Below are 18,035 nucleotides of genomic sequence, written 5' to 3'. Positions count from 1 at the left end.
GCTCCCCGTAACAGATTGGATATACACCATGTCAGCTTTGAAAAAGCTCCTGGCGGCTGCCCTCATCAGCACTGTGCTGTCCTCTTGCTCTTTCGGTCCCACGTTGGAGAAGGACGAAAGTGCCCGCGCGATTTTCGACGCAGAAAATGACCAGGTAATCCTACCCCTGGACGCATACGACACCACCGGCAAAGACGAATACTTTACCAAAGCCCTTGAGCTCGCCCGCAAAAAGTGCTTTGCCGAACACGGGCAACACTACAAGATGTTTGTCCGCACCGAGGGATCCGGCAGGAACCTGGGCAGGACCTACGGAATCTGGAACGTTGAGTACGCCCAAAAATACGGCCTCCACAAGAGCGAAGACTCGAATACGCTGGATCTGTCCTCCCCTGCGCCCTCATCCGACCCCGGGAAGGATGTCAGCACCGAATGTTATCAGCGCGCCAGCGAAGAGATGGCAAAAATCGGAGAGATACCATTCGGCTCCGCCACGTATAGGCGTTTGGAGACCGACGCTCGAAACGCCGCAGGCGATAGGCAGCTCAAAAAATCTCTCGACGACGAATGGAAGCGATGCGTCAAGGACAAGGGTCTCACCCCCGATAGTGAGATGACCGTCAAGGAAGAAAAGAATATTCGTCAGAGCACCACCCCCTCAGAAGAGGAAATTCGAATCGCTACTATCCAGGCGCAGTGCAATCAGGATGTAGGCCGTTCGCAGAAGCTCTACGACCTGGAGGCGCAGTACCAGAAGCCGCTCGTCGCCAAGAACCAGGCTGCCCTGGAGAATGAGCTCAAGGAATTCAAACGCCGGGACGAGCAGTTCAAACAGTACGTTCTCGACAACCAGTAACAGCGAATAGCAGCCGGTAATAGTCGGTATGCCGAAAGGGTGTGTGCCGTGTTCAGTGAACACGGCACACACCCTTCTTACGTTGCACCGGCTATGTTGCGTCGGCTACGTTGTACCGGCGGTCTAACCCGCGGCGCTTATGCCTCCACCGTTGCGGTGCGGCGCTCCTTGAGAGCCCAGCCGATGACACCGGCGAGCAGACCGAAGGCAATCCAGGAACCGAGCACCAGCCACTGGTCGCTCGTTGCAACCTCCGGGAAGTACGCAATCGAACGCAGCAGAGTCGAGGATGCACCCGGCACCATCATCTGACCGATCTGCCCCCACGCACCGGGCAGGAACACGCTCGGCATGCTTGCGCCCGAAATCGGGTTACCAATGAACATGGTGATGACCGCGCCTACAGCGAGACCAATCAGCGGCGAAGACAGTGCACCCACACCCACAATGAAGAAGGCGGTCGCCAGGTAGGTGGCGCCGAACGCAGCCCACAGGGTTGCGAAGTCGCCGGGGATGAAACCGAACCAGGTGCTCAGAATCAGGGCGGTCAGAGCGCCGGCGATGACGGCATACAGGGTTGCGGTAGCAAAGCGGCGCCAGGTGCCCTTGATGAGGTTCAGGGAGAGCACGCCGCCGAGGATTCCACCTATAACCAGGGGGAAAGCGGCAATAGTCAGGCCGGTACCGGAGGAGTCACTCTCGCTCAGGGGCACCACGGCGGTGGCCTTCACCGTCATGGCAGAGGCCTGCTCGGCCTGCGCCTTCATCTGCTCCAGCTGCGCGGCGGCCTGGGCACCCTGCTCACCGCCAGCCTGCACCGCCTGGGTGAGGGCTTCAGTCTTAGCGGTGAGTGCCTTCTGCTGAATCTGCGCGTTCAGCTGGGTGGCTACACCGTTGAGCATCTGGGTTGCTGCGGCATTGGCGGCGGGGGCGGTCAGCACCTCGGGTGCGGCGCCTTCGGTGAAGATGATTGCGCCGTAGGTTTCGCGCTGCTTGATCTGTTGCTCGGCCTCTTCGCGGGAGGATGCCTGCTTCAGCTCGAAGGTCTCGATGCCCTTGTCCTTGAGGGACTGTTCGAACTGGCTGACGGTCACTTCGGGGCCCGCGATGGAGACGGGCAGGTTCTTTGCCTCCATGGTCTTGGTGGGCCAGGTGAAGGCGAGAATAACAACCGCGACGATCAAGGATGCCAGCAGGGAGGTGCTGATGACCTTGATCCAGGAGGAACGCTCGGCGGTTGCGGCGCTGGTGTCTGCCCCCTTGGCGGCTACGTTCTGGGATGCGGCAGCTTGGGGTGCTGCGGCGGTCACCGATTCTGCGGTGACTGCGGTGGTGGTTTCGTTGTTCACGATGATCTCCAAACAAAATGCTTATTTCGTTTACGAGTTAGAACTCTACTCCCAATTTTTGGCACACACAAACGAAATAGCTATTTTGTTTGCAATGTAACAAAAAGAATCAGCATTGTGTTTACGCCTTCCGGACCCTAAACCCCTAGACTGGAAGCATGCCCCAACTAACAGACGCCACCAAAGCCGCACGCCGAGCCCAAATCATCGAAGCCGCCATCGACTGCTTCCTCGAACACGGCTACACCAACACCTCCATGAACGACATCATCAAAGCCTCCGGGCTGTCCTCCGGATCCATCTACTCGCACTTCTCCGGCAAAGAAGACATCCTCATCGGCGCCGTCAACGAACGCCTCAGCTACCTCAAGGAGCTCTACGGCGCGTTCCCCGAAGGCGCCGGCCCCCAGGATCTTCTCGAAGCCATCTACACCAACCAGCTGGTGAGCGAGAATTTCTCCGCCATGCTGCGCATCCGCCTCGAATCGCTCCACGCCCCCGAAATCGCCAAGGCGACCGCGAACATCATGCCCCTATTGCAGGGCATCATCACCAAGACCCTCACCCCCTGGGCGGTCGACCAGCTGAGCGTTCTGCACGAAATCAACCCCGACCCGGCGCAGCGCACCCCCGAGCAGGAGGCGCTCATCACCGACTACGCCCGCGACACCGCGGACGCCTTCATGATGGTCTTCCAGGGGTTCATGCTCCGCTCCTTCTTCGGCACCCCCGAAGAGAAGGAACACCTCTACCGCGTGGCAATGAGCCTGCTACCCGAGTAGGAGGCACGGGGAGTATCTGCAGATTTTCGGGTTATTGTAGAAAGGTCTATAAATCCGCTATTAGACCTAAAGCCCCTGAAATTCACCCTCTCACGGTTGTTTTTCTGCATTTAAGCGCCGTAGCCTGGTGAAGCACCCCGTACCCTTGCACCTCAGCGCCCGTGCCCTTGCGGCACGTTGAACCCGCCCACAGTTCACCCGAAATCGAGAAAACGATGACCGAATTCTGCGCCCCCGCCACCCCCGAGCCGCGCGCCACCAACCCCGCCGAGCTGAAGAACCTGCGCGCCGCGCACGCCGACGAGCTCTCTTCACGCACCCGTGCCACCAAGATTCCCGCCGACTCCTGTTCCCTCTACGACGACGAGGCACTCGGCGGCACCGCCGGACGCACCGCCGCCTGGCTGGTGCTCGAACACACCGGGCACTGGGGCCGCGACGTGCTCGACGGCTCCGCCCTCGGTGAGGAGCTCTCGGCGGCACTCAAAGAAGCCGTCGACCGCGCAAAGCTCAAGTTCCTTCTCATCCACCAGCCGGGCGAGCAGCGCCGTGCGCTGCACGGCGAACCCGACGCGGAGGGCAACCTCACCCACCGCGTGTTCTACGCGATTTCAACCCCCGGCGAGGAACGCCTCTACTCCTTCAGTGTGAGCACCCCTGAGCAACTGCTTGACCTACCCCTGGACAACCCGGAGGAGTTGATTCAGGCAACCGGCGCGGAGCTCATGGATTCGCCCCTCATCCTGGTGTGCACCCATTCCAAGCGTGATCGTTGCTGTGCCCTGCGCGGTCGTCCCATTGCGGCACACCTGGCGGATGTTCTGCCGCCGGGCGCGACCTGGGAGTGTTCGCACACGGGCGGTCACCGCTTTGCTCCGGTCGGCATTGTGCTGCCTACCGGCTACACCTACGGCCGTCTGTCGGAGCCCTCGGCTATGGTCGCTTATCTTTCGCTGGCTGGACGTTCCGTGCCCTCCCTGCACGGCCTGCGAGGCCGCAGTACGGACACCCCGGCGGAGCAGGCTGCCGACGTCGCGGTACGCCTCGAGCTGGAGAAAAAAGGCGAGGAAGTAACCTCTGGCGGTTTGGTTTCACGTGAAACGTCGGTGCAGGAGGCACTGGATGCGCTCAACGCGGCGAGCACCAACCCGGCGGCAGGCCCCTCCCCCGAGCTTTCTGCCGAGAACCCCACCCTGGAGGCAGCACTCACCTCCCACACCGACGGACGCACCTGGGTCGCCTTCTTTGAGCGGGTCACCCTCGAGCCGCGCCCCAACTCGTGCGGCAAGGGGCCCTCGGATGCGTTCAGCCGCGAGCTGCGCGGGCTGTATCGGCTCTAGCGCCTGCACCAGCCGAGCCTCAGAACTCCGGAGCCCCGGAACGCTGAGACCCGGAACCCCGGCAAAGCCTCGGCAGGGCTCCAGACAGCGCGAAGCCCCGGCGGGTACCTTCTCGGGTACCCGCCGGGGATTCACTGTATCCAGGCTTCGCCATAGCTGGCATCTCGCCCTATCCGGCAAACAGACCTACTCGGCGAACAGCCTTATCCGGCGAACGGGTTCGGCGCGCCGATGTACTGCAGCTCGGTGTACTCCTCCAGACCCTCCGGGCCGCCCTCGCGACCCATACCGGACTGCTTCACGCCACCGAAGGGGGCTGCCGCATTCGAGATAACGCCGGAGTTGTAACCGATCAGGCCAAACTCCAGACCAGCCGCCATGCGCGTAAAGCGCGGGTGGTTGTTCGTGTACACGTACGCCGCCAGGCCGTACTCGGTGTCGTTAGCGAGCTTCAGGGCGGTGCGTTCGCCCTCCTCACCGTAGCCGCTGAACGTGGCAATCGGGGCGACGGGGCCGAAGATTTCCTCACGCCACACGCGCATCGAATCGGTCACGCCGGTCAGCACGGTGGGGGTCACGAAGTTGCCCTTGTTGAGGTTCCTGGGCATGCCGCCGGTGTTGCCGTAAACCTCCGAGGGCAGCTCGGGAATGTCTCCGCCGCAGGCGAGGAGCGCGCCCTTGCCCAGGGCGTCTTCGACCATAAAAAGCATGGATTCAACCGCTGAAGGTTGAATTAGCGGCCCACATTCGGTTCCGTCGATGGCTCCGTCACCCACGACGGTCGCCTCCATGCGCTCCACGAAGGCGCGCGTGAACTCTTCTGCCACGTCCTCGTGCACGATGAATCGGTTGGCGGCGGTGCAGGCCTCGCCCATGTTCCTCATCTTCGCCGCGTAGGCGCCCTCCACGGCGGCGGGGATGTCCGCGTCCTCAAAGACGATGAACGGTGCGTTGCCGCCCAGTTCCATGGAGGTGCGCAGAACGTTCTGCGAAGCCTGCGCGAGCAGGGTGCGGCCCACGGCAGTGGAGCCGGTGAACGAGACCTTCCGCAGGCGCTCATCAGCCATCAGCGCGGAGACAACCTCGCTGGTACGAGAGGTGGTCACCACGTTCAGCACGCCGTCCGGCAGGCCCGCCTCACGCATCAGGGACGCGAAGTACAGGGAGCTGAGCGGGGTCAGGGAGGCAGGCTTGAGCACCGCGGTACAGCCCGCCGCGAGCGCCGGGGCGACCTTGCGTGCCGCCATGGCGAGCGGGAAGTTCCAGGGGGTAATCAGCAGGCAGGGGCCGACGGGGCGGCGTACGGTGGTGATCTGCAGGCCGGATTCGGGGGCGACCGCGGTGCGACCGAAGTTGCGGGCGGCTTCTTCAGCGTACCAGCGCAGGTAGTTCGCGGCGTAGGCGACCTCGCCGCGGGACTGGTCGAGGGGCTTGCCCATTTCGAGGGTCATGAGCCGGGCGATGACTTCGGTGCGCTGCGTCATGAGCGTGTAGGCGCGGTTGAGGATGTCGGCGCGTTCGCGGGGGCTGGTTGCCGCCCATGAGGTGCGGGCGTCGCAGGCGGCGTCGAGTGCTTCAATGCCCTGTTCGATGCTGGCGTCGGCGATGTGCGCGAGGATTTGGCCACAGGAGGGGTTGTGCACGGGGAAGGAGCCGTTGTCACCGGTGACCCAGGTGCCGCCGAGGAGCAGGTCGGTGGGCACGTAGAAGAAGGGGTACGAGGGCCGCTCGTAGGGGTCGATGGGTTCGCGCTGCGGCATGTTGATGCTTTGCATGTGCGGTTCGGTGCGCCCCCGCAGTTCGGCGGACTTTGCGGCGGGCTTTTCGGAAGTGGGGCTCTCTGGTGCCGTGTTTGCGGCGGGGTTTTCGGGCGAGGTGGTCATGGCGTGCCTTTCGGGTTGGGGCGGCCGGTGCGGTCGACTCTGACGCTTTTAATTCTAGTCCCGTGCTTCTCCCCTACCCCGCGGCACGCTACGCGCCCCAAAACGCGCGCGGGGTGCCCTCGCGCGCCGCCGCTGCCCCTCTCCAATCATCCCCCCCCCGCCCGACCAACCCGCCCGAGCACGCCGAAGGGGGCCGCATCCGCCACGGATGCAGCCCCCCTCGGGGTGAATTCTCGCTCGGTACGCGAGCAACTGGGGATTATGGGAGGCTAGCCCGGAAGGGATGCTCGGTGTGCATCCGCGAAGCCCTGCGCCTCGCTCTCCGCGGTGGTGAGCCGCGAGTGGCGGGGTGCTCGGCGGTGGTTTAAGCCCACCTGCGCTCTCAAACCCAGGACTGGCGTGCCTCGATGCGGGTCAGCTCCAGAGGACCACCGTCGTTCGTGCCGTGGAAGCGGCCGAAGTGCACGTACGGGCCGCGGTAGGCGCTGTGGTTAATCGGGCTGGAGTACTGGCCGTTGATCGTGTAGTAGAAGCTGTTCTTGTTCACCACGATCTTGCAGTTCAGCGCCTGACCGGTGGTGACCTTCTGACGCAGCTTCATGGTGTGCAGCACGCGCGGGGTGGACTGGCCGGGGGCGAAGCAGAGAATCTGCGCGACCGAGCCGCCCTGGTACGAGGGGCGCACCGCGAGCAGGTAGGTGCCGTCATCCTGCTTGGCGGCGAATTTCTTGCCGATGCCGAAGGCGCCGTCGTGCTGGCGGCCGAAGGCAACGTAGCCGTAGTGGCTCTGCTGCTTGGGCAGTTCACCGGTCCACTTCATGGAGAAGTCCAGGGTGTACTTATCGCGGGTGGTGAAGTTAGACAGGGGGCCGAGCAGCACGGACTCGTCGTAACGCTGGCGGTGCACGATGGCCTTGCCGTTCAGTTCGGGCATGTCGGCCGCGGTGGAGGGGTCGGCCGGCAGGATGCCGTGCTGGCGACGGCCGGTGTTAATCTTCACGCTGGAGTCGAAGGGGTCGCCGATCACCCAGTAGGGGTCGGGGCACATGAAGCCCTTCACACCGAGCGCCTTGTAGTTTTCGTAGACGGAGCGGCGGTGGACCTCCCACACGATGACAGCCTTGCCAAGGCCCGTGAGGGTGCGCACGGCGTCCTCGCTCATGGAGCCGTAGCCCGCGCCGGTGGGCTTCTCGTAGAAGGGCACGCCGAGGGCGTCCACGTTCTTGTGGCGGGCCATGGCGGAAATCTTGTCGATGGGGTCGCCGCCGTCGAAGTAGCACCAGGTGCCGCAGCCCGCGGCGTTCACGAGCTTGAGGTAGCGAGAAGTGGGGTTGAAGCCGCCGCTGCCGTCGCGGTACATCTTGATGACGGTGCGACGCTGCAGGCCGCGGTCGGTGATGAACTTGAGCAGGCCCTGCTGTGCCGGGCCGTCCTTCGCCTCGATGAAGAGCACAACCTTCTTGCCGCCGATGGAGGCGTATTCGCCGCCTTCGGGCACGTTGTTGATGGCTTCGATGGCCTCTTCGAGGGTGGGGATGTCGTACAGGCCGATGTTATCGCCCAGGTTTTCACGCATGTCGACCTGGTGGCGGCGCAGCTCATCGAGGTTGGTGTCGCGGACGACCAGGTTGGCGCCGGTGGTGCGCTTGATGCTGGCGTCGTGCATGCAGACAAATTTGCCGTCGCGGGTGGTGCGCACGGAAATTTCGACGGCCAGGGCGCCGCGGCGTACGGACTCGGCGTAGGCGTAGGCGGTGTGCTCTGGGCTGATGTTGCCCGCGCCGCGGTGTGCGATGAAGAATTCATCGGTCTTGTACAGCAGCTGGTGCGCGGGGGATCCGCTGCGCACGGCGGCAAGCTGTGCGGTCGTGTTGGCGGCTGCGTGGGCCTCACCGGTCTGCAGCGCGAGGGCTGCGGGCACGAGTGCGGAGGCACCGAGGAAGCCGCGGCGGCTCATCTTCTTGGTGGTGTTCGAGAGTACGGTCACCGTAGTGGTCCTTTTTTCTGTAGTGAGTTGAGCGTTATGTGTGTGGTTGGGTTCAAAGTTTCCGTTTATAGCTGAGATGCCGGAATCTCTCAACTCAAACTGTAACTCTAAGTAGAATAACGATTTTTTATCGTTTCTTCACGGGTATTTAGGGATTCTGGGGTATTATGCACACCTCCTTTTTACTCTCGGCGCAAGGGGCGGTTGGGCGTTTCACCTTTTCCGCCGCTTTTCGGGTTTAACATCCCGGGGTCGTTAAAAAATTTCTCGAATAACGAAAAAGGCCGCGTTCTAGACTCGTGCGAGCCTGCAGAACGCGGCCTTTCGTGCGGTCACTGCACGAGGCCTTCACCCAACGTAGGGGCCTCGATTACTTCTTGGTAGCCTGGGCCACGCGGTCACCGGCGTTGACGGGGCGGCGTGCCTCGGAGTCCTTCGAGATGTTGAACTTGGCGGTGTTGGTGATCATCACCATGGTTTCCTTGGAGGGGATACGACCCTCGATGGCTGCCCAGTCCACCTCGATGATGGGGGCGCCTGCCTCCACCTTGTCGCCCACGCTTGCAATCTTGGTGAAGCCCTCGCCGCCGAGCTCAACGGTGTCGATACCGATGTGCACGAGCACCTCACCGCCGTTGTCGGTGCGGAGCATGAAGGCGTGCAGGGTGTCCTGAATCAGGGCGATGGTGCCCGCAACGGGGGCAACGATGGTACCTGCGGTGGGGTTCACGGCGTAGCCGTCACCCATGACACCCTGGGAGAAGACAGGGTCGGAAACTTCGCTCAGCGGCAGGTACTCGCCGGTGACGGGTGCGACGTAGACGTCTGCGGATGCGGCTTCCTGTGCGGCGGCTTCCTTCTTCTTCTTGCCGAAACCAAACATATATGCTCCTTCTCTAGCGCTAGGGGTAGCGTATTTTTCGTAGCGCAGGCTCGTCCGCGACGGATGCGGCGTCATTGCCTGATGGATTCCGCACCGGGGCTCCCGGGGAGGCCAGTTGAGGGAAGCCGCTCTAGACACTCCGGTGCATATGAACTCAGAATACCGCACCCGGGGCCGCTACATATGAACCGTAATCGGTTTCAGCGAATTTCTGCAAATATTCCGCAAATCTGGCATTTTAGCCTCGCTTCAATGCGCGGGTAGCGCGCGAGTACACTTAGGGAAGAACCGGCGCCGCGAACAGGTGCGCGCCGAGAGAGTAAGAAGGCTACACGATGACTGAAACGGCAACCGAGACCGTTCTTGAAGTATTTATCCCCGGCCCGGGCGAGAACCCGGAGGACCCGCAGGACATGGAGCGCTCCGTCTTCCTGGGGGCAGCTCAGGAAGCCCTGGATTCGGGCGTTGAGATTGAGGTGTACTCCACCGATTCGTACCCCTCTGCATTTGAGGAGTGCGCCCCGGTGGCCGAGCAGATTGAGATGAACGGCCGCGAGGTGCTGCCGCTCATGCTCGTCAACGGCGAGGTGAAGGTGTCCTTCACCTACCCGACCGCAGAGCAGATTAAGCGCTTCTCCCGCGCGCACATGGTGTCGCAGCCGAAGGCGAACGCGGCCGCCGCGGCGTGCGGCCCGACCGGCTCCTCCATGGTGCCGAACCTCAGCCCCCTGGCCGAGCCCGCCGGTTTTGCGGCCACCCTGGCCGGCAAGACCGCCCAGCCGGTGGGCGGCCCGGATATCGGCAACCGCGTGAACCTCATGGGCGGCGACACCGGCGACGGTATTCCCGCCTCCGGCTCGGTGGCCGTCAAGTCCGGCGGCTGCGGATGCGGTGGTTGCGGCTGCGGCGGCCACTAGCCGACCGCGGCGGCGGGTCGACCCCGCCCAGCTGAGACCCGGTGCGAGCGTCGGCCCCGGCCGGCCCTCACCCGAGATTTAAAAGAGCGGTGCCCGCCCCCTCGTGAAGAGGAGGCGGGCACCGCTCTTTGCTCTGCGGCTGCGCTAGGCGCGCGGTACCTTACTTGTTCAGGGAGGTACCAACGGAGCCGAGCTGCTGGCAAGCCTCAACCACGCGAGCGGCCATGCCTGCCTCAGCAGCGGCACCCCAAACGCGGGGGTCGTAGGTCTTCTTGTTGCCGACCTCGCCGTCAACCTTCAGCACACCGTCGTAGTTGCTGAACATGTGGCCGGCAACGGGGCGGGTGAAGGCGTACTGGGTGTCGGTGTCGATGTTCATCTTGATAACACCGTAGGACACTGCGTCTGCAATCTCCTGCTCGGTGGAGCCGGAACCACCGTGGAACACCAGGTAGAAGGGCTTGTCGCCCTTGCCGTACTTGGCGCCGACCTCGGTCTGGATTTCCTTGAGCAGCTCGGGGCGCAGGTGCACGTTACCGGGCTTGTACACGCCGTGAACGTTACCGAAGGTCAGGGCTGCCATGTAGGTGCCCTTCTCGCCCAGGCCGATGGCCTCAACGGTCTTGATGGCGTCTGCAACGGTGGTGTACAGGGAGTCGTCGATAGCGCCTTCAACGCCGTCTTCCTCGCCACCGACGGCGCCGATCTCAACCTCGAGCACAATCTTTGCCTTGGAGGTACGCTCGATCAGCTCGGATGCGATCTTCAGGTTCTCGTCCAGGTCGATTGCGGAACCGTCCCACATGTGGGAGTTGAAGATGGGGTCCTCACCGCGGGCGACAGCCTTCTCGGACTCTGCCAGCAGGGGCAGAACGAAGCCCTCCAGCTTGTCCTTGGGGCAGTGGTCGGTGTGCAGTGCAATGTTCACGTCATACTGCTTAGCAACTTCGCGTGCGTAGGCTGCGAAGGCCAGGGAGCCAACGACCATATCCTTCTTGGAAGCGCCGGACCAGTATGCTGCACCACCGGTGGATGCCTGGATGATACCGTCCGAACCGGCCTCTGCGAAGCCGCGGATTGCGGCGTTCAGGGTCTGCGAGGAGGTCACGTTCACTGCGGGGTATGCGAAGCCCTGTTCCTTCGCACGCTGCAGCATTTCTGCGTAGACTTCGGGGGTTGCAATAGCCATATGCTGACTCCTTGGATAGATGCGACCGGACACCTAGTGGACCGGTTCACCATTTTGTTGGCGCGCGGGGCGCCTCCTACTCGCACTATTTTACCAAGGCATAACTAAGAAGCTCTATCTTTTTGTGGGGTTTTTTGGGGTTTGCTGGGCCGGAGATTCCGCGGAATTACGCGGTAAAGTAGAGGTATTAATGACCTAATGCCTCGAGTGGGGTTCGGCCCGCGGTTCAATCACCAGCCCGACCCGCTACGGGGATAACGCACACGATATTGCGGCACCGAAAGGGACTCTCATGGGCGCATCAAAGGCAAAAAATAGCGCGAAGCGGCGCGAGCTTAACCGCGAAAAACGGGCTCGTCAGGCGCAGCGTCGCGCTGAACGTGAGCACCCGAACGCCGCCGCTATTGCTCCGGTGCGCACCCGTCTGGACGCGGTACTGGAGCGCAAGAGCCGCCACGTGATGGGTCACGGCGATGTCGCCAAATCCCTGGCGCTTATCGAGCGGATGCGCGCCGAGAGTGCGGAGGACCCGCAGATTGACGAGGCGCTGGCCAAGGCGAAGCTGCCCTCGGTCGTGCAGGTGGGTCGCCGTTCGTTTCTGCACTGGCCAAGCTGGTGGTGGTTGAACCGTCGCGAGCGCGCGCTACGCGCGAAGATTACGCGCCTTATGGAGGGCTAAGTCCCCGTTTTGAATAGGTTGTGAGAGCACCCCGCTGTGGGTGCTCTTGTGCTGTGCGGTGGTGGGGTAATTGATTTTTTGGACTCAGGGTTCAATTAATCTATTTCATAAAACAATGAAAACCACACAATACAACATGAACCAAATATATTTATAAGATATGCATTATATGTATATAAATTGTTACGTGATGCGAGTTATATTACCTAAATTACCGTGCTATAGTCATTAACAACCCGCAGACGTGTTCCCAACCACATTTCGTGTAGCACGTGCTTCAGACGTAACTATCCAAGGAGGTATAGCGTGAGCACCTCACCGAACAAGAACCCGCAGACTTCTGCAGCGGATCAGTACACTAAGCCCCCCACAGACGACCCGTTCGCACACGAACAGGAAGGCTTCCACAAGGGGCTCGGCGCACGCCAGCTCCAGATGATTGCCATCGGTTCCGCTATCGGTACCGGCCTGTTCCTGGGCACCGGTAGCCGCCTGCAGGACGCAGGCCCCATGCTCGCCGTCATCTACGCCGTCATCGGCTTCTTCGGCTACCTGATCCTTCGAGCCCTCGGCGAGCTGATTCTTCACCGCCCCTCCTCGGGCTCCTTTGTCTCCTACACCCGCGAATTCTACGGCGAAAAGGCCGCATTCGTATCCGGATGGCTGTACTGGCTGAACTGGGCAATGACCGCCGTTGCAGACGCCACCGCTATCGCTATCTACATCAGCTGGTTCGGTCGATACAACCAGTTCTTCGCAGATATTCCCCAGTGGCTCAGCGCGTTCATCGTCGTTGTCATCACCGTTGCTTTGAACCTCATCTCCGTGAAGATCTTCGGTGAGCTGGAATTCTGGTTCGCACTCATTAAGATCCTTGCCCTGCTGTCCTTCATGGCGGTAGGTATCTGGTACCTGGTCTTCGGTGAACCCATCAACGGCGTCACCCCCGGCCTGAGCCTTATTGCAGCCAATGACGGCTTCTTCCCCAACGGTATTCTTCCCGCTCTTATCGTGGTTCAGGGCGTTGTGTTCGCCTACGCCGGTATTGAGCTGGTCGGCACCACCAGTGGTGAAACCAAGAACGTTGAGAAGGTTATCCCCCGCGCTATCAACACCGTGATCTGGCGTATCGCGATCTTCTACGTTGGTTCCGTGGTTCTGCTCTGCCTGCTCATGCCCTACACCGCATACAAGGATGCAGAGTCGCCGTTCGTGACCTTCTTCGATGCTATCGGCATTGACGGTACCGCACCGATTATGCAACTGGTCGTTATTACCGCGGCTGCTTCCTCGCTGAACGCTGGCCTGTACTCCACCGGCCGTATTCTCCACTCGATGGGTGTTGCAGGTTCGGCACCGAAGTTCACCACCAAGGTGTCCCGCTCCGGCGTTCCGGTGGCAGGTATTCTGCTGACCGGTGTAATTGGCCTCTTCGGTGTTGTGCTGAACTTCTTCGTTCCCGAGCAGGCGTTCGAGGTCGTGCTGAACATCGCCTCGGTCGGCACCATGGCTAGCTGGGCGGCTATCGCAATGTCGCACCAGAAGTACCTGAAGCTGGTCGGTGAGGGCAAGTACAAGCGCCCCAACTACCGCGCACCCGGCGGTCGTTTCAGCGACTGGGCTGTGATGGTATTCCTCGCGATTGTGATTGTGCTGATGGCTCTGGATTACCCGGTGGGCACCTACACCCTGGCATCGCTGCTGGTGGTTATCCCGCTGCTGATTATCGGCTGGTTCATGGTTCGTGACCGCGTCAACGAGATTGCTCGCGTGCGTGACGGCTACACCGGTTCCGTGCCTGTGATTGCTGCCCGCCCCGTGGTGAAGAAGCTCGTTTCGGAGCCGCGCACCCACATCGCGCTCGACGAATTTGCCGACGATGAAGACCACGGCACCGCACATAAGGGCCACCACGACAAGCCCTAACCCACCCGCCCGCGTGCACGGTGCTTAGCTCACCGTGCACGCACCAAAAACCAAAATAAATTTTTTAAGAGTGTGTTCTGGAATATTTTTGGCATAATTATTGCTAATATCCGCGCTAAACGCACTCACTGCCAACGCATTGTTTGCAGCATAATTATTCAAAGGAGAAAATCATGACTGAACGTCCTAGCGCACACGCGGTGGAATTTGTTGATGTCGCCTCGATGGCGAAGTGGATTCAGAAGGACGGCGTAGGCAACATCATTGCCGGCATGGTCGACTTCCTCGAAGAAGACTTCAAGAAGTGGCAGAGCTTCGACAAGATTCCGCGCGTCGCCTCCCACACCCCCTTCGGTGTGATTGAGCTGATGCCCACCTCCGATAACATCACCTACTCCTTCAAGTATGTGAACGGCCACCCGTCGAACCCGGCACGCGGCTTCCAGACCGTGACCGCGTTCGGTCTGCTCGCTGACGTGGACAACGGCTACCCGGTGTTCCTGGCTGAGATGACCCTGCTGACCGCGCTGCGTACCGCCGGCGTGTCCGCCATGGTTGCTAAGCACCTGGCACGCAAGGATTCGAAGAAGATGGCGATGATCGGTACCGGCTCGCAGTCTGAGTTCCAGGCGCTGGGTATGCGCGCTGTGCTCGGCATTGAGGACCTGTCCGTCTACGACGTTGATCCGCACGCGATGGAGAAGTTCCGCCGTAACCTTGAGCCGCTGGGCTTCCGCATCCACCTGGCTAAGGACGTGGACGAGGCTGTCGAGGGTGCAGACATCATCACCACCTGCACCGCCGATAAGCAGCAGGCGAAGGTTCTGCTGGACCGCCAGGTAAAGCCCGGCGTGCACCTGAACGCTATTGGTGGCGACTGCCCCGGCAAGACTGAGCTGGAAAGCGAAATTCTGGACCGCTCCACCGTGTTTGTTGAGTTCCCGCCGCAGACCCGCATTGAGGGCGAGATTCAGCAGAAGGACCCGGACTTCCCGGTGGTGGAGTTCTGGAAGGTTCTGACCGGTGAGGAGCCGGGCCGCGTGTCGGATGAGCAGATTACCCTGTTTGATTCGGTGGGCTTCGCGATTTCTGACTTCTCGGGTCTGCGTTATGCCCGTGCGGCTACGCAGGACACCGACCTGCAGCAGTTCATTGACCTGGTTGCTAGCCCGGATGATCCGAAGGATTTGTACTCGCTGGTGAACGTTAACGTTCCGGTGGGCTAAAGGGCTAAGCGACCTGACGCTGAGCGGCCTTGAGCTGGCGGGCCTGTAGGTGCGCTGGCATGGGCTGCGAGGTTGAGAGTGGATACAGCGGGAGCCGGGGAGTGGTGACACTCCCCGGCTCCTTCTTTGTGAAATTTTCGTGTGCGCGGATTTTCTTGTGGGTAACTTGTGCGCAATCTGCGGCTGGTTCGCCCGTTCTGCCCTTCAGCGGGTGCGGCTACTGGCGGGTGGCAATAATTTCGCGCGCCTTCGCCACACGCTTTTCTTTCTCTTCTTTCAACTGGTTAAGCTTCGCCTGGTTCTTTTCGATGAGAGGCCCCTGGTAGGACGCCTCAATATCGCCCAGGCGCTGAGCCATACCCACCTTCTGGTTACATTCCGCTTCGATCGTTGCGAGGCGAATTTCCTCCGGCTTAGCTTCTTCGTTGCCTTGGGAAGAAGTCATGAGATGTGCGCTTTCTTCGGACGTCCAGTCGCGCTCTCCTTCCCTGGGGGTTAGTCCGCGTTCACGCAGGCAGGTCCACCATTCTGAGCGGATATTTTTCCACTCATCGGTTTGGGAGGCGTAGGTGTATGCCTGTGAGTTGAGCTCTCCTACGAACCGGTATTCTTTTTCGTCCAGTTCGACGTCAGAGAATGCGGCTTTCACCTCTTCTTGGCACCGGGTGTTGATGTCGTCTGATGCTGAATCGTCTGAGCCTCGGGATTCCTTCTGGGAGTACCCGTACTTTTTGGCGTACTCGACATTCCAGCTGCCGTACAGGCCTCCCGGTTGCGGGGTGTCTACTGAGGGCACGGCATAGGACTGCCCGTGGTGCGCATAGCACTCGGACATGAGCGTGTGCCACGCCGTGCTCACCGTACGGAGTGTGAGTTCGTCAAAGGCGTACTCGTCCAGTGGAAGGTGTACGTAGTTCTTTGAATAGTCGAGAACAGCTTTTCGTGAGGTGTCCCGCTCGGCACTGCTGGAGCAGGACACGCACGCCCCCAGCAGGCAGAATACTGTTACCGCAGAGAGAGCCTTACGCATAGGCTTTTCCTCCTCCATACCTCGACGTTCAAACGGAGTTACCCCAATTATCCCAAGGGCTCCTATCTGCTTGTCGCTGATATCTACTGGTGGGTGGCGATAATTTCACGCGCCTTGGCTATCTTCGCGTCACGATAGGCCTTCAAATCATTCAGCAACGCCTGATTCTTCTCAATCAAAGGACCCTGATAGGACGCCTCAAGATCACCCAAACGCTGAGCCAACCTCACCTTCTCACTACATTGAGCTTCAATGGTCGCCAGGCGGATAACCTCCTCCAACACTTTGGGATCATCAGCATTCAGATTGGCCGTTTCTTTGCTCGTCCATTCACCGTCCCCGGTGCGAGGCGTCAACCCTTCCTCACGCTGGCAGTCCCACCAATCTGAGCGGGCTTTCTTCCATTCAGGGTCACCCTGCGCACGCTGGTACGCTTCGCCACTGATACGACGGACGGGGCGGTACTTTTCCTCATCAGCCTCATCAAACTTGAGCGCATTCAGTTCTTCCCGATGCTCTTCGCGGCAGCTGGCCTTGACGTCTTCAGGGATGCTGTCATAAATCCTAGACTGCTCTTCTCTGACTTTGCTGGACGTAAAATGATTCGCCGCATGCTTCACATTCCAGGAGCCGTACTGGGAGGCGTCGCCAGAAACGAAGCCGTTTTCTAGAATTTCAAAATCGTATCCCTTTTTCGCGTAGCACTCTTTAAGAATCAACAAATACGCCCTATATGTTATATCTAGGGCCTGGTCACTCATGTCGTATTCGTCGAGCGGAAGAGTAATGTAGTTATTTTCAAAATCCAGCTGGGCTTTGAGGCTAGTATCTTTAGGCGCAGCGGCGCAGGAACTTACAGCTAAAGCAAAGCAGGCGAGTAGGGCAGAAGATTTCTTCATTGTTACCGACTCCTTTCAGGGGAATGACGCCGCGGTCATTCATATCCACAGCCCGCAACCATTGGCGAGCCGAAGTCAGGAAATCCATCGCACACCCCAAACCGAAATTGAGAGTGCGATTCTCACATCTCCTGTGATTTGCGTTAACACTAACACGCCTAGGTAATTCCATGCGTGGTTTAAGCCGCCCAAACCACAACGAAAAAGGTTCCGACACGCACACAACGCATCGGAACCTTTAAACACCTAACCAACAGCCGCCAAACTACGACGGAATCTGACCAAACACATGGCGGCGAACCCACGCATGCATCGCAATACCCGCAGCCGTCGCCGCATTCATCGAACGCGTCGACCCAAACTGCTCAATCGACAACGTATCCTTGGCAGCCGCATGCAACTCCTCCGACAGGCCCGGGCCCTCCTGGCCAAAAACCAGCACACACTTCTTCGGCAGATCATACGTCTCCAGGGGCACCGAATCCGGAAAAATATCAATACCAATAATCTCCAGACCCTCACCATGCGCCCACGCCACAAAATCCTCAATCGTCGGATGATGACGCACATGCTGATAACGATCCGTTACCATCGCACCACGACGATTCCAGCGGCGACGCCCAATAATATGGACCTCCTTCGCCAACATCGCATTCGCAGTACGCACCACCGTGCCAATATTCAAATCATGCTGCCAATTCTCAATCGCCACATGAAAATCATGGCGGCGCGTATCCAGGTCAGCAATAATCGCGTCCATCGACCAGTAACGATACTTATCCACCACGTTACGGCGGTCGCCCTCACGCAGCAGCTCCTCATCCCAATGGTCGCCCTCAGGCCACGGACCCTCCCACGGGCCCACACCCACCTCAAAACGGGCAGTACCCTGCTCAGTGCCCTCAACAGCCTCAGCTACAGCCGCCTCAGCAGGTACAGCCTCAGCCGCCTCACGATTCTCAACCATCACAACCACCTTCACGCCAACAACCAGCGCCACGACCGGCGCCCACAGAGCCATCTTACAGACAAAAACCCGCACCACCAGCCACACACAGCAGCCAGCGGCACGGGTTCACCCGCCGCAAC

At 60.4% G+C, this 18,035-nt stretch carries 15 protein-coding genes; 7 read left to right on the top strand and 8 right to left on the bottom strand.

Features of this window, described 5'->3' with window-relative positions; all coding sequences use genetic code 11:
• Positions 1–28: 28 nt before the first annotated feature.
• Positions 29–856, top strand: coding sequence for a hypothetical protein (locus HMPREF2944_RS04445; RefSeq protein ID WP_049344684.1), 828 nt, complete (start codon positions 29–31; stop codon positions 854–856).
• A gap of 137 nt (positions 857–993) precedes the next feature.
• Here HMPREF2944_RS04445 and HMPREF2944_RS04440 read toward each other — a convergent pair whose 3' ends face one another.
• On the bottom strand, positions 994–2,205 hold the full coding sequence (locus tag HMPREF2944_RS04440) for an ABC transporter permease (RefSeq protein ID WP_246826257.1): 1,212 nt from the start codon (positions 2,203–2,205) through the stop codon (positions 994–996).
• Between the two features lie 158 nt (positions 2,206–2,363).
• Here HMPREF2944_RS04440 and HMPREF2944_RS04435 point away from each other — a divergent pair, with 158 nt between their 5' ends.
• Both HMPREF2944_RS04435 and HMPREF2944_RS04430 read left to right on the top strand, forming a co-directional pair.
• Positions 2,364–2,987 (top strand): TetR/AcrR family transcriptional regulator, encoded by a 624-nt coding sequence (locus HMPREF2944_RS04435; RefSeq protein WP_070680893.1) that lies wholly within the window; start codon positions 2,364–2,366, stop codon positions 2,985–2,987.
• Between the two features lie 215 nt (positions 2,988–3,202).
• On the top strand, positions 3,203–4,327 hold the full coding sequence (locus HMPREF2944_RS04430) for a sucrase ferredoxin (RefSeq protein WP_070680890.1): 1,125 nt from the start codon (positions 3,203–3,205) through the stop codon (positions 4,325–4,327).
• A gap of 203 nt (positions 4,328–4,530) precedes the next feature.
• Here HMPREF2944_RS04430 and HMPREF2944_RS04425 read toward each other — a convergent pair whose 3' ends face one another.
• The 3 genes from HMPREF2944_RS04425 to HMPREF2944_RS04415 form a co-directional block, all read right to left on the bottom strand.
• On the bottom strand, positions 4,531–6,210 hold the full coding sequence (locus HMPREF2944_RS04425; RefSeq protein WP_070680887.1) for an NAD-dependent succinate-semialdehyde dehydrogenase: 1,680 nt from the start codon (positions 6,208–6,210) through the stop codon (positions 4,531–4,533).
• A gap of 382 nt (positions 6,211–6,592) precedes the next feature.
• Positions 6,593–8,197, bottom strand: coding sequence for a glycerophosphodiester phosphodiesterase (locus HMPREF2944_RS04420; RefSeq protein WP_239663179.1), 1,605 nt, complete (start codon positions 8,195–8,197; stop codon positions 6,593–6,595).
• Between the two features lie 370 nt (positions 8,198–8,567).
• The gene (locus tag HMPREF2944_RS04415; protein WP_070648739.1) at positions 8,568–9,080 is read right to left on the bottom strand and encodes a PTS sugar transporter subunit IIA; all 513 of its coding nucleotides are present in this window, start codon (positions 9,078–9,080) and stop codon (positions 8,568–8,570) included.
• 335 nt (positions 9,081–9,415) lie between these two features.
• Between HMPREF2944_RS04415 and HMPREF2944_RS04410 the strand changes: the two genes are divergently transcribed.
• Positions 9,416–9,997 carry an arsenic metallochaperone ArsD family protein gene (locus HMPREF2944_RS04410; protein ID WP_070680885.1) on the top strand — a complete coding sequence of 194 codons (582 nt, stop codon included), beginning with the start codon at positions 9,416–9,418 and terminating at the stop codon, positions 9,995–9,997.
• A gap of 160 nt (positions 9,998–10,157) precedes the next feature.
• On the opposite strand, the gene fbaA is transcribed toward HMPREF2944_RS04410, so the two are convergent.
• Entirely contained in the window at positions 10,158–11,186 is a 1,029-nt protein-coding gene (fbaA, locus tag HMPREF2944_RS04405) for a class II fructose-bisphosphate aldolase (protein ID WP_049332351.1), read from the bottom strand.
• Positions 11,187–11,478: 292 nt separating this feature from the next.
• Here fbaA and HMPREF2944_RS04400 point away from each other — a divergent pair, with 292 nt between their 5' ends.
• The 3 genes from HMPREF2944_RS04400 to HMPREF2944_RS04390 all read left to right on the top strand — a co-directional run bounded on the left by HMPREF2944_RS04400 (position 11,479) and on the right by HMPREF2944_RS04390 (position 15,017).
• A complete protein-coding gene (locus HMPREF2944_RS04400; RefSeq protein ID WP_070680882.1) occupies positions 11,479–11,865 on the top strand; it encodes a cobalamin ABC transporter ATPase in 387 nt (128 codons plus the stop codon).
• A 306-nt stretch (positions 11,866–12,171) separates the two neighbouring features.
• Positions 12,172–13,791, top strand: a complete 1,620-nt coding sequence (locus HMPREF2944_RS04395) for an amino acid permease (protein WP_070680880.1) — start codon at positions 12,172–12,174, stop codon at positions 13,789–13,791.
• A gap of 173 nt (positions 13,792–13,964) precedes the next feature.
• A complete protein-coding gene (locus HMPREF2944_RS04390) occupies positions 13,965–15,017 on the top strand; it encodes an ornithine cyclodeaminase (protein WP_049344604.1) in 1,053 nt (350 codons plus the stop codon).
• A 217-nt stretch (positions 15,018–15,234) separates the two neighbouring features.
• Here HMPREF2944_RS04390 and HMPREF2944_RS04385 read toward each other — a convergent pair whose 3' ends face one another.
• From HMPREF2944_RS04385 to HMPREF2944_RS04375, 3 genes are all read right to left on the bottom strand, one after another.
• On the bottom strand, positions 15,235–16,047 hold the full coding sequence (locus HMPREF2944_RS04385; protein ID WP_070680877.1) for a hypothetical protein: 813 nt from the start codon (positions 16,045–16,047) through the stop codon (positions 15,235–15,237).
• An 83-nt stretch (positions 16,048–16,130) separates the two neighbouring features.
• Complete coding sequence (locus HMPREF2944_RS04380; RefSeq protein WP_070680874.1) at positions 16,131–16,946, bottom strand: hypothetical protein; 816 nt, start codon at positions 16,944–16,946, stop codon at positions 16,131–16,133.
• 265 nt (positions 16,947–17,211) lie between these two features.
• Positions 17,212–17,967 (bottom strand): TrmH family RNA methyltransferase, encoded by a 756-nt coding sequence (locus tag HMPREF2944_RS04375; protein ID WP_070680871.1) that lies wholly within the window; start codon positions 17,965–17,967, stop codon positions 17,212–17,214.
• Between the last annotated feature and the right edge of the window lie 68 nt (positions 17,968–18,035).

The sequence above is a fragment of the Rothia sp. HMSC072E10 genome (assembly GCF_001813965.1).
In the GTDB taxonomy this organism is placed as follows: Bacteria; Actinomycetota; Actinomycetes; order Actinomycetales; family Micrococcaceae; genus Rothia; species Rothia mucilaginosa_A.
This window is presented reverse-complemented; position numbering and strand designations above follow the sequence as displayed.

Coding starts and splice junctions, on each gene's coding strand:
- fbaA (WP_049332351.1), bottom strand. CDS start 11,186: ATGGCTATTGCAACCCCCGAAGTCTACGCAGAAATGCTGCAGCGTGCG.
- HMPREF2944_RS04425 (WP_070680887.1), bottom strand. CDS start 6,210: ATGACCACCTCGCCCGAAAACCCCGCCGCAAACACGGCACCAGAGAGC.
- HMPREF2944_RS04430 (WP_070680890.1), top strand. CDS start 3,203: ATGACCGAATTCTGCGCCCCCGCCACCCCCGAGCCGCGCGCCACCAAC.
- HMPREF2944_RS04410 (WP_070680885.1), top strand. CDS start 9,416: ATGACTGAAACGGCAACCGAGACCGTTCTTGAAGTATTTATCCCCGGC.
- HMPREF2944_RS04415 (WP_070648739.1), bottom strand. CDS start 9,080: ATGTTTGGTTTCGGCAAGAAGAAGAAGGAAGCCGCCGCACAGGAAGCC.
- HMPREF2944_RS04435 (WP_070680893.1), top strand. CDS start 2,364: ATGCCCCAACTAACAGACGCCACCAAAGCCGCACGCCGAGCCCAAATC.
- HMPREF2944_RS04390 (WP_049344604.1), top strand. CDS start 13,965: ATGACTGAACGTCCTAGCGCACACGCGGTGGAATTTGTTGATGTCGCC.
- HMPREF2944_RS04380 (WP_070680874.1), bottom strand. CDS start 16,946: ATGAAGAAATCTTCTGCCCTACTCGCCTGCTTTGCTTTAGCTGTAAGT.
- HMPREF2944_RS04385 (WP_070680877.1), bottom strand. CDS start 16,047: ATGCGTAAGGCTCTCTCTGCGGTAACAGTATTCTGCCTGCTGGGGGCG.
- HMPREF2944_RS04445 (WP_049344684.1), top strand. CDS start 29: ATGTCAGCTTTGAAAAAGCTCCTGGCGGCTGCCCTCATCAGCACTGTG.
- HMPREF2944_RS04375 (WP_070680871.1), bottom strand. CDS start 17,967: ATGGCTCTGTGGGCGCCGGTCGTGGCGCTGGTTGTTGGCGTGAAGGTG.
- HMPREF2944_RS04400 (WP_070680882.1), top strand. CDS start 11,479: ATGGGCGCATCAAAGGCAAAAAATAGCGCGAAGCGGCGCGAGCTTAAC.